The sequence below is a fragment of the Lysinibacillus cavernae genome (genome assembly GCF_009724685.1).
GTDB lineage: Bacteria > Bacillota > Bacilli > Bacillales_A > Planococcaceae > Lysinibacillus > Lysinibacillus cavernae.
This window is the reverse complement of the sequence record NZ_WMEF01000003.1, coordinates 534,537-547,128: the sequence shown is the minus strand read 5'-3', so window position 1 is coordinate 547,128 and position 12,592 is coordinate 534,537. Positions and strand designations below refer to the sequence as shown.

Genomic DNA, 12,592 nt, shown 5'->3' with positions numbered 1-12,592 from the left:
AAAAATATGGGCTTATTCGAGAAAATGTTTGGGAAAAAACCAATCTCGCAAAGTGAAACATCTACTACACGTTTTGAAATGATAGTCGATAATGGTGAAGGTTTTTATGCATGGAATGGCAATTTATATAAATCGGATATTATTCGTGCTGCTATTCGTCCAGCAGTCATTGCTATTGGAAAATTAATACCAAGGCACATTCGAGATAATTCAAGAGGGATGAAGGTATTTCCTGAAAATCATATCAAACGACTATTGAAGCGTCCTAACCCATTAATGACTATGCAAGTATTACAAGAAAAAATGGCTACACAATTGTATTTGAATAACAATGCATTTGCTTATATAAAGAGAGACATTGAAACGCTTTTACCTGTTGCTATTTATCCCTTACCATCATCCACTATTGAAGTTAAAGAAGGAATGTATGGAGATATTTTTTTGAAGTTCTATTTCCCTAACGGTAGTCAACAGCTGATAGCATACAGTGATATTATCCATTTGCGTAGGGATTTTAATGATAATGATTTCTTTTCTGATCCACCAGGAGCAGCGTTAACATCGTTAATGGAAGTTATCACTACAAGTGATCAAGGGATTATTAAGGCTATAAAAAATAGTGCAATTATTCGATGGATATTAAAATTCGCAACAGTGATGCGTGACGAAGATGTGAAGGCTGCTGTTGATAAGTTTAATGATCAATTTCTTACCGTACAAAACTCAGGTGGTGCAGCTGGTGCAGATGGTAAGTACGAATTGAAACAAGTAGATAATAAGGCTTTCGTACCTGACGATAAGCAAGCAATGAATACTGTACAACGCGTGTATTCATTTTTTAATACCAACGATAACATTGTCCAAGCAAAATATAATGAAGACGAATGGAATGCTTATTATGAGATGAATATTGAACCTGTAGCCATGCAATTTGCAGATGAGACAACAGAAAAGCTATTTCTTGATTATGAGAGAAACCGTGGCAACTGCATTATTTATGAAGCATCATCCCTTCAATATGCTAGTATGTCAACCAAATTGGCACTTGTACAGATGGTTGACCGTGGAGCGCTTACGCCTAATGATTGGTGTCGAATTCTCAACTTACCACCAGTTGAAGGAGGAGACAAACCTATTCGTCGCCTAGATACAGTTCAAGTCACTACTAAATCAGAGGGAGGTGATAACGATAATGAAGGAAACTAGGAATTTAACGACGAACGAAATAGATTTACGTGAAGAAAGTGAAGGTAAACGCACTATTAGTGGCTATGCGGTCAAGTGGGAAATGAAATCTCACACAATGGGTTACTGGAGAAGATTCAAAGAGCAATTCAAGCGAGGCTCTTTTACAGATTCATTAACAATTGATGACCAACTGGCCTTGTGGTCACATGACACATCAAAAGTATTAGGGCGTACTAAAAATGGCACATTACGCTTATACGAAGATGAAATAGGGTTACGATTCGAACTTGAATTACCTAATACAACGCTAGGAAATGACGCATATGAAACTATCAGACGTGGTGACGTTGAAGGTGTCTCCTTTGCATTCCAAATGCAGAAAGAAGAATGGGATGAAAATGATATTGATAATATCATTCGTACTATTTCGAAAGCAAAATTAATAGAAGTTTCACCAGTTGCTTTTCCAGCTTATCCAGATTCTGAAGTACAAGCGCGATCCCATGATCCTTACAAAGAACATTTTAAATCAAAACAACAAAGTAATCGTCGTCAACGATTGCTTCTTAAAACATTACTATAAAAACTTGAGAAAAGAGGTTTTACTAAAATGAATTTACAAGAATTGTTAAAACGAAAAGCTGAAATCCGTGAAATGCTAGCTGATGAAACACGCGATCTTAATCTTGATGATTTAGAAAAAGAACTTCGTGAAATCAATGAGAAAATCGAAGCACATGAACGTCGCTCGCAATTGCAACAACAAGCTACTGACATTGTAAACGGCAATCCTGAAAACCGAACTATTGATACTTTCAATAATAAGATTGATGAAAATGAAAACCAAGATACACATGAGGCTGAAAAGCGTGGTTTAGATTTATTAGAAAATCGAGCTATTACTGTTGCCAGTGGTGATTTAGTGTTACCAAAGCACACAGCTAAAGACATCAAAGGTACATTTAATCAAACTTCATCATTAATTGATCGTGTAACACATGTTCCATTAGAAGGTGGAGAGTCATATGAACGCCCTTATGAAAAAGGACATGGAACAGGTGACTACTCTTCAGAAAATGCAGAATACAATACAGCAGAGAGTGAGTTTGACTACGCTACTATCTCTAAAACAAAAATCACAGCGTACAGTGAGGAAACAGAAGAAGTTACGAAGCTTCCAGCAGCTAATTATAGCAATGTAATTACAGGAGGCATTAATAAAGCATTGCGAAGAAAAATCACCCGTGAAATATTAATCGGTACTGGTGCAGCTGGAAAGTTAGTAGGTATTTTTTCAGAAGCGGCATCAGCAATTTCTGCAGATACAGACATCGAAATTGCTAAAATTGATGCAAGCACTTTAGACAACATTATTTATGCTTATGGTGGAGATGAAGATGTTGAAGATGCAGCAGTTTTAATTCTCAACAAACATGATTTAAAAGCATTTGCAACACTCCGCACTACTGATGGTAAAAAAGTGTATGAAGTTAAAACGTCTGGTAATACAGGGACAATTGATGGTGTACCATTTATCATAAATAGCGCATGTGCATCAATTTCTTCATCAGCAACGGTAGCAGGTGTTTATGCAATGGCTTATGGTCCACTCTCAAATTATGAACTTGCAACTTTCTCACCTACAGAAATCAAACGTTCTACTGACTACAAATTCAAGCAAGGAATGATCGCACACAGAGGGTCAGTCTTTATCGGTGGTAATGTTGTTGCTCAAAATGGTTTCTTACGTGTGAAAAAAGCAGCAGCTATTTAATTAAAATAGTGATTAATTAAGTCAACTTACAAAGGAGGCTGTGATGTGAAAAAATATCATGTAATTAGAGCCTTTATCGACAAGACAAACAACGAGGGTTACAACATAGGAGACACGTTCGCATCAGATGATGTTGAACGTGTTTCTTTCTTAACAAAAAAAGGCTATTTGCTGGTATCTAAACAGTTGCTACAAGGGAACGCAAAAGTCGATGAAGCACTAATTGCAGAAGCGAAAGTTCTAAAGATTAAGGGCTATACAAAAATGGAAGAGGAAACTCTTCGTAAAGCTATCGACGTTATGAAGACGAAGAAAGAGAGTGAGAGTGATGGAGAATAAACTTACTCTATTAGAAAAAGTGAAATTTGCAATGCGATTAGATGAGGACGAACATGATGATGAATTAAACGATTTGATTGCAGCAGCTAAAAGGGAAATCATCGAAGTTGGTGCAAGTTCAGAGAAAGTTGTAGATGAAGACGATTTAATTCGCCGAGCTTGTATCTTGTATTGTAAGGCTCATTTCGGTTATGACGACAACAAAGAACGTTTCGCCAGCGCATTTGAAAAAATGCTTATAAAACTCTCATTATTAAGTTCTTTTAAGGGGGATAACAATGAACTATGATCTTGATAAGCGAATTGAAATCCTCACTAATCAAAAGACAAAAAATGAATTGAACGAAACTGTTTATGAATTTCTACCTGATAAAAAAATATGGGCAGCGATCATTCCGCAAACAGGCTCATTACAAAAGCAAGTTGCTGACACAATTTTAACGAATGTCACGCATAAAATCATCGTGCGATACCACGCTGGCAAAGACATCACAAAGGATATGCGGATCAGATACAAAGAACATGAATTTGAAATTAAATATATTCTTAATCCCTATTTTCGCAATGAGACACTTGAAATTTTTGTTCAGGAGGTGTTGAATTGAGCATTCAAATGAACGGTTTAACTGATTTTCAAAGAGATTTATTTAATGTCGCCACCAGGGAGGTGCCTAAAGAAGCACCAAAATTGATGCGTAAAATTGGCTCTAAAGCCAGGACAACAGTAGCAAAAAAAGCTCGAAGTCTTGTAAAAAAGAAAACAGGTATGTATCACAAGAAGTGGAAACGGGGAAAAGTCTTTATTGGTTATCGTGGAGAACTTGTTGTACGTGTTTACAATTCTTCACCACATGCACACCTGGTGGAAGATGGCCATTGGATGGTAGACCATGAAGGCAACAGAACAGGCGATTTTGTGCCAGGGAAAAAGCCACTTGATAAGGGTATGCGTGAATTTGAATCCTCAGGTGATGTAGAAAGCGAAACTGTAAAATGGCTAGATGAATTGTTGAGGAAGAATAAATTATGATTACTTTTAAGCAAATCAAGGCAGCAATTAATGAAAAATTATTGTCAAACTTTATTGATATTGATGTTTCTAGTAAATCAGTAAGCAAAGGATTTACGCGGCCATCTTTCAAAGTGGAATTAGATAATGTGAAACGTGAGGGCTATTTGACACAAGTTGAAAAGTCTTGCACGGTTCGCATTTTTTATTTTCCTTCTAACGATGATGACAATGCAGTTGAATTATTAGATGTTCAAGAAACATTAGGAGATCTATTCGACTTGAAATTCACTGTGGAAGATCGCCATTTGGATATAGTCGAACCTAATTTCGATGAAATAGATGGTGTGCTGCAGTTTGAATTTGATCTTCAATTCTTTGATGGCCGTGAATATGGCGAAGGCGGTTCAGGTAACAACATCGAAGATGAAATAAAAAATGGCAAAGACTTTTATGAAAAATATCCAATTGAGCTTATGGGTGAATTGGATGATGAGGAAGGGGATTAAACAATGGGCCTACCACAAATTATTATAGATTTTAATGGTAAAGCCGTTACAGCGATCAAGCGTAGCCAGCTAGGAATTGTTGCATTGATTCTAAAAGATGATGTGCAAACAGCTGATACAGTAACGTACAAAAGCATTGAAGACGTACCAACAGAGGCATGGGCACCTGAAAACTTAGATTACATTCAATTAACATTTAAGGGTACACCAAGCAAAATTATTATTGAACGATTGCCAACAACTGCAGCTGATTACAACACAGCTTTGACACGCTTAAATAATAAGCGATTCAATTACTTGGCCATTCCTGGTATTGAAGCTAAGGATACAACAACTTTTGAAACGTGGATTAAAACAAAGCGTGACATTAATAAGAAAACGTTCAAAGCAGTATTGCCAAACAGTGAGGCGGATCATGAAGGAATCATTAATTTCACTACAGCAGGAATTAAAGTCGGTGAAAAAGAGTACACAACGGCAGAGTATACCGCGCGTATCGCTGGCATCTTAGCAGGTTTACCATTTACTCGATCATCGACTTATTACGAATTGAATGAGATCGATGCTATCACAGAAATTGAAGATCCTGATAAGGCTGTTGATGATGGTGAACTGATCCTGATAAACGATGGTGAAAATATCAAAATTGGTCGAGGTATTAACAGCCTGACGACAATAACAGGCAAAAAGACAGAAGACTTTAAATCGATTCGTGTCATGGAAGTGCAGGATTTAATTAAAGATGATATTCGCACCACATTTGATAAGCATTACATCGGTAAACATAACAATATTTACGATAATCAAGTGTTGTTTATTCGTTCCATTAACGCTTATTATGACGGCTTGGAAGGTGAGGAAATACTTGATCCAAACTTTGATAATAAAGCTGAAATAAACGTACAAAAGCAACGTTTAGCGTGGGAAGGTGTTGGTCGAGACACGACAGATTGGGACGACCAAAAAGTAAAAGAAATGTCCTTTAAAAAGAACGTCTTTTTAGGTAGCAACATTAAGATTGTTGATGCTATCGAGGATTTAGATATGGATATTGCGATTTAAGGAGGATTGACACATGGGTAAATTAAAATCTAATCGCGTTATTAATGGCACTTATGGTAGTGTGTGGGTGAACAATGAAAAATGGCTCGACATTGAGGAATTTGAAGCTAAAGTTTCCATTGATTATGAAGACGTAAATATGGCCGAAGATCCAGCAACTCATAAAAAGATGCTTGGTTGGTCGGGTGAGGGAACATTAAAAGTCAAAAAGGTTTATAGCCGAGGTGCAAACTTACTCGCTGATGATGTAAAAAAAGGTATGGTGCCTGATGTAAACATTGTCGGGAAATTAGCTGATCCTGGAGCGTTTGGTTCAGAACGAGTAGCCATTAGCGAAGTAACATTTAATGAGTTTATGCTAATGCAATTTGCACAAAAAACGGCAGGGACAGAGGAATTGCCGTTTAACTTTGCTGATTATGATTTTATTGATCAAATTACAGCTTAAACCATAAAAATCGGAGGGAAATATAAAATGTCAAAAAAAGAAATCAAACGTTTAACACTTACTGACTTAATGAAAGAGAAAGAAAAGTACCAGGTGAAGGATGATGTCACGGAGACTGTACTTGTGGAACGATTAGGCGTTGAAGTAGTCTTGCGTAAACCTGAAAAATCTTTATGTGTAGATACCATGAAAATGGCCAGGGATGAAAATAATGATACAGACGCTGACGAGTATATGGTATATAACACAATGGTAGAGCCAAATTTAAAAGATCCTGAATTAAAAAAGGCGTATGGCTGCACGTTACCAACTGACATTGTATCTAAAATTTTTGAACCAGGTGAAATCTCTTTGCTGTCTGAAATTGGTTTCGAACTTGCGGGATATAAAAAAGGCGGAGTTAAAGCTATAAAAAACTAATTGAAAGTGATGATGATTTTTATTTTCTTCATCACTATATTCAAAAAGGTTTCAAGGCTGAATATTTATTGAATCTTGATTACGATACAAAGTTATTAATGACAGCAAGTTTGGACAAGGAATTAGAAGATAGGGATAAAAATTTGAAAGCTGGAGCGATTGCAACAATACCGTTCTAGCTTTTTTCTTTTGTAAAGGCGGTGAGGAAGTGGGAAGAAGGGTTATATCTGCAGTCTTGTCATTACAGGACCGTGATTTTTCGAGCAATTTAAGGCGAGCCAGTGATCGATCTGATGATTTTGGCCGAGGTATTACAAGAGTAGGCAACAAGCTAGAACGATTTGGCAAAGGTGCTGTTAATGTATTTAAAACGGTCGGGGCTGGGGCGGCTGCTTTAGGTGGCGCAGGGGTTGCGGCAGTAGGGGCAGGGGTAGCAAAGTCCATCTTTGACATGGATGAAGCTTTTTCAACTTTACAAGCCCAAACTGGGGCAACTGCAGAACAAATGGAAGTGTACGGAAGTGCTGCAAAAGATGTGTTCAAAAAAGGGTACGGTGAAAACATAGATGAAGTAACAAATTCTTTAGCTCGCGTAAAGCAAAATATGAAGAATATTGATAATGGTGAACTTAGTAAAGTTACTTCAAATGCAATGTTTTTAGCTAAAACATTTGACGGCGATGTGAATGAAGTCACTCGCGGCACAAATAACATGATGGAAGCGTTTGGTATTTCAGCGGATAAAGCATTTGACTTATTTACTGCAGGTGGCCAACGTGGATTGAACTTTAGTAATGAAATGTTCGATAATGTCGCGGAGTATTCATCCTTATTCGGAAATATGGGCTATAGTGCTGAGGAATATTTCGGCATCATGGAACGTGGCGCCCAGGCAGGTGTTTACAACTTAGATTATGTAAACGATGTAATGAAAGAGTTTCAGATCCGTGTAAAAGATGGGTCAAAGTCAACTGACGAAACATTCTCAGCCATGAGTAAATCGACTTTTGATTTATGGGAGTCCTTCAATAGGGGAGAAGCAAGCGTAGCTGATGTTGCTGGCGCTGTTACAAAAGAGTTGCAAGGTATGGATGACCAGGTAACAGCCAACCAATTAGCTGTTGCTTTATTCGGAACTAAATGGGAAGACCTTGAATCAGGAGCCATGTATGCAATGCTCGGATCAAAAGACGCTATGAAGGATTTCGAGGGGGCGACAGATGCAGCCTCATCCAAAGTAGAAGGAAGCCTCAAAAATAGATTAGTTTCGTCATGGCGAGAACTGCAGGTAGGCATAGCCGATGTTGTAAATGGTGCAGGAGCACAAGAATTTCTAGGATCAGTTGCACAGAAAGCTGATGAATTAGTCCCTAAAATTCAAGGCATAGTAGAAAAAGCTTTCGAGTTTGGCAATACGGTTCGTGAAAATTGGGGGCCTATTAAAGAGACTCTTATAGGTGTTGGAACAGCGGTAGGGGTTGTAGCTGCAGGAATGGGGACATTAAAAGTCATTTCAACAGTAACGACTATGGTTCAAGGCTTTAAAACAGCAATGGGCCTCGCAACAGCTGGACAATGGGCCATGAATACGGCCATGCTTGCCAGTCCTTTGACTTGGGTAGTCGTTGGGATAGCTGCAGTAGTTGCGGCAGGTGTCCTGTTATATCGAAATTGGGATACCGTCAAAGCAAAAGCAGGTGAATTGTGGGCCAAGACCACCGAAGTATTTGGTGGCATTTATGATTGGGCTGCTCAAAAGATTCAGCCAGTAACAGGGTTTTTCAAAGGACTCTATGATAAATTCGTGGACTTTAAAAATGCAATCAGTAACTTCCAGCCGCCTGAATGGGTTTCAAAAATAGGTGGTGCAATTGGGAAAGCTGCAGGTGCCGTTGGTAACTTCATTTCAGGTTCACATGCAGATGGTTTGAATCGTGTTCCTTATGATGGCTATATAGCAGAATTACACAAGGATGAAATGGTCATTCCAGCTCGACAATCTGAAAGGATTCGAGCAGCTGGCGGATCAATCGATAATGTGGATCAAATGGTGCAATCAACACCTGTTGCTGCAACAACGCCTACACCTGCAGGAGGAAGTACACCACAGCAAACAGCTTCAAATACTGGCGGTGTTCAGGTTATTATTCAAAACCTAAATGCTAAAGGGGTTACAGCAATGGAAGTAGCTAATGAGCTTGTGCCATTATTACAATTAAGATTGGCCAATTTATAGGGGGTTGAGTTGATGGATATTTTTCTAAGCACAATGGATCGAAAACAAATAATTCAACTTCCTATAGTGCCACCTGATTTTAAAATACCAAGCCCTGTGAGTAATGAAGTCTTTACAACAATTAATCAGGGTGACATTAAATTACTTGGACGTAGGGGCTTGAAATCACTTACGATTGATTCCTTTTTTCCTTCAAAGAAGTATGCATTTTCACGAAACAATAAATATTTCGGGTGGGAGTATTACGAAATAATTGAGAGCTGGATAGATAAAGAAATGCCAATTCGATTAATCATGTCCAACACGCCTATTAATATGCTAGTGACGATTGAAAACTTTGAACCAGGGCTACAAGACGGTTCGGGTGATGTTTATTATTCACTGGCCCTATCAGAATTTAAAGAGATTATTTTAGAAACAAAGAAGGTGAAATGATGGCACATGAACTATGGCTAATAAAAGGTGAAACCATGACGAATATTACGCCCTTGCTTGGCACATTAACCTGGCGTAGCAACATGGAGGAATTAGGGGAAGAAATTAATTTCAGCATTGCTTTCACTGATATGAATTACTTCCCTAAAAATCCATGTGACATTGGCGATATGGTGGCCCTTTACAATAACGGTAAAGAGATTACGCGAGCTATTATTGTGGACGAGTTGAAAAATGGCAGATCACCAATTGTTTATGTTGCCTTTGATTATGCCTTTTATCTAAATAAATCCTCAGCTGTATATCAATTTAAAAAATTATCTGCAGATGCTTGTATCAAGAAAATCGCTAAAGATTTCAATATCCAAGTGGGTAAGATTGTATCTATTCCTAAACCTATCGATCAAATATACAACGATAAAAAAGTAAGTGAAATTATAAAAGACATTCTTACTACTGCAGAACAATCATTAGGTGTGAAATACATCATGGAAATGCGCCAGGGCAAACTATACATCGAAAAGCAAGGTGATGTAGTGGTAACAGGCACATTTCAATTGTTTGAAGGTGGCCCAAAGTATGATATTCATTCGGCCCTTATGAATCCTTCAAAAAGGCGCAGCATTACAGAAATGGCTAATACAATTCAGGTTGTCGGAAACAACGACAAAGTGGTTTTAACCAAGTCAGATAGTAAAATGGCTGAGAAGTATGGCCGTATTACAAAAGTTGTGAAGCTAGATCAGAATGAAAAGAAAAGCGCTAAACAGATTGCAGAAAATGAATTAAAACAGTTTTCAAAAGTGATAGAGGAAAATAGCGTTGATTTGATGGGCCATGATGATTTTAGAGCTGGCCGATTGTTTAAATTAGAGGAACCAACCACAGGTATTAAAGGTACTTTTATAATTAAAGATGTATTGCACACGATTAGCAAAGGCATTCACACCATGAAGCCTACATTAGAGGTGAAGTAAATGGATGCAATAACAAATCTAGCAAAAATGTTTCATGAAAACAAAAATCCTAAGCAAGTTTCAATGTCTACAGGTATTGTTATTTCTCCACCGCCTAATGCTCAAATACGATTAAATGATACAGTCATACTAACTAATAGCCAATTGGTTTTCGCTGCTCATGTTCTCGAAGATTATGAACGTGAAATTGAGCTAGAGGGTGAAATTCGATTTACTGATAGCCCATTTCAAAAGTTTGAAGCTAAAGAAGTGAAATCCACAACAAAGGACACGCTTAAAGAAAATGACGAAGTGATTTTGTTACCTACTGCAGATGAACAACTTTATTTTGTCGTAGGTAAGGCGGTGAGGTTTGAATAATGTTACCAAAGATCGCGCAACTAGAATTTGATACACAGGAAGTTAAAACGGACTTGCCGCCACTAGGTAAGTCTTTTTTGTATGACTTTGATAAAGGTGATTTTGTATTTAGAAATGGAAAAATGGTTGAGACACATGGTCTCGAAACCTTAAAACAATGGATCTTAAAAGTACTTAAAACTGAGCGCTTTCGATTCCGCATTTACAAAGACATTCCTTATGGGGTGACGTTGGAGGATTTGATAGGTTCTAGCTTGCCTCGCGCCTTTATTGAAGCAGAAATAAAACGAGAAGTCTCAGCATCCTTGATGGAACATACACACATTCAAGAAATTCAGGAATGGCAGTTCAGCCATGACGGAAAGTGGATGCGAATAAAATTCAGAGTCGTCACAGTAGAGGGAGCATTCGAAATGGACGAGCCAATAAAGAAGGTGGCAACGTAGATGGAAGATGAAAAGATTATTCATGATCGGATGATTACCAATATAAGCGATGATTACGACAAGTCAAAAGGTAATTTTGTTTATGACATTACAAAGCCAGTGGCCGTAGAATTTGCAAAACAACAAGAAAAAATTGCTGCAGTACAGGAAAAGTTAGACGTTGAAAAATTAACAGGTGACGAGTTAACAAGAACAGTTTATCAGCGGACAGGTGTTAGCCGTAAACCTGCTACAATAGCGACAACAACCGTCATTGTTTCGGGTACAGCTGGCACACTTGTTAAAGTTGGTGAATTAGTTGGCACAGAATCAATATTATACACAGTCATCGAAGAAGCTGTTCTTAATGAAAGTGGGTTCGCTCATGTTCGTGTGCAATGTAATGAGTTCGGTCCAATAGGAAACGTGCCAGCTAACACAATCGTAAATTTCCCTGCATCTATCAATGGCCTTGTGAACGTGTACAATCCTTATCCTGTCGTAGATGGCTACGAGGAAGAAACAGATCATGATTTACGCGAGCGCTATTATGATAAGCTGCAGCGTCCGGGCAAAGCAGGCAACAAATATCATTATCGAGAATGGGCGTTAGAAGTAACAGGTGTTGGTGATGCAAAGATATTCCCTCGCTACAACGGCCCATTATCAATGAAAGTAGTCGTGATCGATGCGAACAAATTACCTGCTAGTGCCGAATTAGTGCAAAAAGTACATGACCATATATCAGAGCAAATGCCTTTTGGAGTTGAAGATTTAAGTGTTATGGCCGCCATCGGAGTACCAATAAATATTTCAGCTACTTTAAGTTTAGTGGACGGATACACCGAACCAATTGTTAAGAAGTATATAAAGGAAAATATGATTGAATATCTAAAAGAAATTGCTTTTAAAGTATCCTATGTAAGCTATGCAAAAACAGGCAGCGAAGTTATCGATAGTGAGGGTGTTTTAGATTATCAGGATCTATTAATTAATGGATCAACTGCTAATGTGGTTATTCCTGAAGATGGGGTGCCAGTAATGGGAGGTGTTAACGAATGAATCACATGACAGTCTATTTGAAAAATAAAGTTCTGACGGACAATTTAAGGACAACGCCAGTTTTTGTTGCCTTGTTCAATGGTGACGTTGAAGTAAATGCAGCAAGCTACTCACGACAACCTGCAGGTTTCACAGCGCCAACAGATGGCCAAACATCGAACAGCGCTGATATTTTGTTTCCTATTGCTGCAGAGACATGGGGAGATATTACGCACATTGGGATTCTTGATGCAAAAACAAGTGGCAATTTGCTATTTAAGTCGCAAGCAGAATTCACAAAAAACATCGATGTATCCAGCCAATACAAGATCCCTGAAAACTATTTAATTGTCCGTTTAAGGTAGGTGA

18 protein-coding genes are annotated in these 12,592 nt (G+C 38.1%); all 18 read left to right on the top strand.

Features of this window, described 5'->3' with window-relative positions; translation table 11 throughout:
- Positions 1-6 precede the first annotated feature (6 nt).
- Positions 7-1,206: a phage portal protein gene (locus tag GJU32_RS10380; protein ID WP_155591864.1), complete on the top strand. Its 1,200-nt coding sequence runs from the start codon at positions 7-9 to the stop codon at positions 1,204-1,206.
- On the top strand, positions 1,193-1,771 hold the full coding sequence (locus GJU32_RS10375) for an HK97 family phage prohead protease (RefSeq protein WP_155591863.1): 579 nt from the start codon (positions 1,193-1,195) through the stop codon (positions 1,769-1,771). The genes GJU32_RS10380 and GJU32_RS10375 overlap by 14 nt, the downstream gene beginning before the upstream one ends.
- 27 nt (positions 1,772-1,798) lie before the next feature.
- Positions 1,799-2,962, top strand: a complete 1,164-nt coding sequence (locus GJU32_RS10370) for a phage major capsid protein (protein ID WP_155591862.1) — start codon at positions 1,799-1,801, stop codon at positions 2,960-2,962.
- 45 nt (positions 2,963-3,007) lie between these two features.
- Positions 3,008-3,301 carry a hypothetical protein gene (locus tag GJU32_RS10365; protein ID WP_155591861.1) on the top strand — a complete coding sequence of 98 codons (294 nt, stop codon included), beginning with the start codon at positions 3,008-3,010 and terminating at the stop codon, positions 3,299-3,301.
- A complete protein-coding gene (locus GJU32_RS10360) occupies positions 3,291-3,590 on the top strand; it encodes a head-tail connector protein (RefSeq protein ID WP_155591860.1) in 300 nt (99 codons plus the stop codon). Before GJU32_RS10365 ends, GJU32_RS10360 begins: the two co-directional genes overlap by 11 nt.
- The gene (locus tag GJU32_RS10355; RefSeq protein ID WP_155591859.1) at positions 3,580-3,906 is read left to right on the top strand and encodes a phage head closure protein; all 327 of its coding nucleotides are present in this window, start codon (positions 3,580-3,582) and stop codon (positions 3,904-3,906) included. The genes GJU32_RS10360 and GJU32_RS10355 overlap by 11 nt, the downstream gene beginning before the upstream one ends.
- The gene (locus tag GJU32_RS10350) at positions 3,903-4,331 is read left to right on the top strand and encodes an HK97 gp10 family phage protein (protein ID WP_155591858.1); all 429 of its coding nucleotides are present in this window, start codon (positions 3,903-3,905) and stop codon (positions 4,329-4,331) included. The genes GJU32_RS10355 and GJU32_RS10350 overlap by 4 nt, the downstream gene beginning before the upstream one ends.
- Positions 4,328-4,819, top strand: coding sequence for a phage tail terminator family protein (locus GJU32_RS10345; RefSeq protein ID WP_155591857.1), 492 nt, complete (start codon positions 4,328-4,330; stop codon positions 4,817-4,819). The genes GJU32_RS10350 and GJU32_RS10345 overlap by 4 nt, the downstream gene beginning before the upstream one ends.
- Positions 4,820-4,822: 3 nt before the next feature.
- Positions 4,823-5,881, top strand: a complete 1,059-nt coding sequence (locus GJU32_RS10340) for a phage tail sheath C-terminal domain-containing protein (RefSeq protein WP_155591856.1) — start codon at positions 4,823-4,825, stop codon at positions 5,879-5,881.
- 13 nt (positions 5,882-5,894) lie between these two features.
- Entirely contained in the window at positions 5,895-6,329 is a 435-nt protein-coding gene (locus GJU32_RS10335) for a phage tail tube protein (RefSeq protein ID WP_025114164.1), read from the top strand.
- 27 nt (positions 6,330-6,356) lie between these two features.
- Positions 6,357-6,749 carry a phage tail assembly chaperone gene (locus tag GJU32_RS10330; protein ID WP_196426647.1) on the top strand — a complete coding sequence of 131 codons (393 nt, stop codon included), beginning with the start codon at positions 6,357-6,359 and terminating at the stop codon, positions 6,747-6,749.
- A 208-nt stretch (positions 6,750-6,957) separates the two neighbouring features.
- The gene (locus GJU32_RS10325; protein ID WP_155591855.1) at positions 6,958-8,985 is read left to right on the top strand and encodes a phage tail tape measure protein; all 2,028 of its coding nucleotides are present in this window, start codon (positions 6,958-6,960) and stop codon (positions 8,983-8,985) included.
- Between the two features lie 12 nt (positions 8,986-8,997).
- Positions 8,998-9,420, top strand: coding sequence for a hypothetical protein (locus GJU32_RS10320; protein ID WP_155591854.1), 423 nt, complete (start codon positions 8,998-9,000; stop codon positions 9,418-9,420).
- Positions 9,420-10,397: an XkdQ/YqbQ family protein gene (locus tag GJU32_RS10315; protein ID WP_155591853.1), complete on the top strand. Its 978-nt coding sequence runs from the start codon at positions 9,420-9,422 to the stop codon at positions 10,395-10,397. Before GJU32_RS10320 ends, GJU32_RS10315 begins: the two co-directional genes overlap by 1 nt.
- Positions 10,398-10,757 carry a DUF2577 domain-containing protein gene (locus GJU32_RS10310; protein ID WP_155591852.1) on the top strand — a complete coding sequence of 120 codons (360 nt, stop codon included), beginning with the start codon at positions 10,398-10,400 and terminating at the stop codon, positions 10,755-10,757.
- The gene (locus tag GJU32_RS10305) at positions 10,757-11,203 is read left to right on the top strand and encodes a DUF2634 domain-containing protein (RefSeq protein ID WP_155591851.1); all 447 of its coding nucleotides are present in this window, start codon (positions 10,757-10,759) and stop codon (positions 11,201-11,203) included. Before GJU32_RS10310 ends, GJU32_RS10305 begins: the two co-directional genes overlap by 1 nt.
- Entirely contained in the window at positions 11,204-12,244 is a 1,041-nt protein-coding gene (locus GJU32_RS10300) for a baseplate J/gp47 family protein (RefSeq protein WP_155591850.1), read from the top strand. It begins immediately after the preceding gene.
- A complete protein-coding gene (locus tag GJU32_RS10295) occupies positions 12,241-12,588 on the top strand; it encodes a phage tail fiber protein (protein ID WP_155591849.1) in 348 nt (115 codons plus the stop codon). Before GJU32_RS10300 ends, GJU32_RS10295 begins: the two co-directional genes overlap by 4 nt.
- Positions 12,589-12,592 lie beyond the last annotated feature (4 nt).

What these genes read in the sequence shown, in the direction of transcription:
- GJU32_RS10380 (WP_155591864.1), top strand. Translation starts at nt 7, where the DNA reads ATGGGCTTATTCGAGAAAATGTTTGGGAAAAAACCAATCTCGCAAAGT.
- GJU32_RS10375 (WP_155591863.1), top strand. Translation starts at nt 1,193, where the DNA reads ATGAAGGAAACTAGGAATTTAACGACGAACGAAATAGATTTACGTGAA.
- GJU32_RS10370 (WP_155591862.1), top strand. Translation starts at nt 1,799, where the DNA reads ATGAATTTACAAGAATTGTTAAAACGAAAAGCTGAAATCCGTGAAATG.
- GJU32_RS10360 (WP_155591860.1), top strand. Translation starts at nt 3,291, where the DNA reads ATGGAGAATAAACTTACTCTATTAGAAAAAGTGAAATTTGCAATGCGA.
- GJU32_RS10355 (WP_155591859.1), top strand. Translation starts at nt 3,580, where the DNA reads ATGAACTATGATCTTGATAAGCGAATTGAAATCCTCACTAATCAAAAG.
- GJU32_RS10345 (WP_155591857.1), top strand. Translation starts at nt 4,328, where the DNA reads ATGATTACTTTTAAGCAAATCAAGGCAGCAATTAATGAAAAATTATTG.
- GJU32_RS10340 (WP_155591856.1), top strand. Translation starts at nt 4,823, where the DNA reads ATGGGCCTACCACAAATTATTATAGATTTTAATGGTAAAGCCGTTACA.
- GJU32_RS10335 (WP_025114164.1), top strand. Translation starts at nt 5,895, where the DNA reads ATGGGTAAATTAAAATCTAATCGCGTTATTAATGGCACTTATGGTAGT.
- GJU32_RS10330 (WP_196426647.1), top strand. Translation starts at nt 6,357, where the DNA reads ATGTCAAAAAAAGAAATCAAACGTTTAACACTTACTGACTTAATGAAA.
- GJU32_RS10320 (WP_155591854.1), top strand. Translation starts at nt 8,998, where the DNA reads ATGGATATTTTTCTAAGCACAATGGATCGAAAACAAATAATTCAACTT.
- GJU32_RS10315 (WP_155591853.1), top strand. Translation starts at nt 9,420, where the DNA reads ATGGCACATGAACTATGGCTAATAAAAGGTGAAACCATGACGAATATT.
- GJU32_RS10310 (WP_155591852.1), top strand. Translation starts at nt 10,398, where the DNA reads ATGGATGCAATAACAAATCTAGCAAAAATGTTTCATGAAAACAAAAAT.
- GJU32_RS10305 (WP_155591851.1), top strand. Translation starts at nt 10,757, where the DNA reads ATGTTACCAAAGATCGCGCAACTAGAATTTGATACACAGGAAGTTAAA.
- GJU32_RS10300 (WP_155591850.1), top strand. Translation starts at nt 11,204, where the DNA reads ATGGAAGATGAAAAGATTATTCATGATCGGATGATTACCAATATAAGC.
- GJU32_RS10295 (WP_155591849.1), top strand. Translation starts at nt 12,241, where the DNA reads ATGAATCACATGACAGTCTATTTGAAAAATAAAGTTCTGACGGACAAT.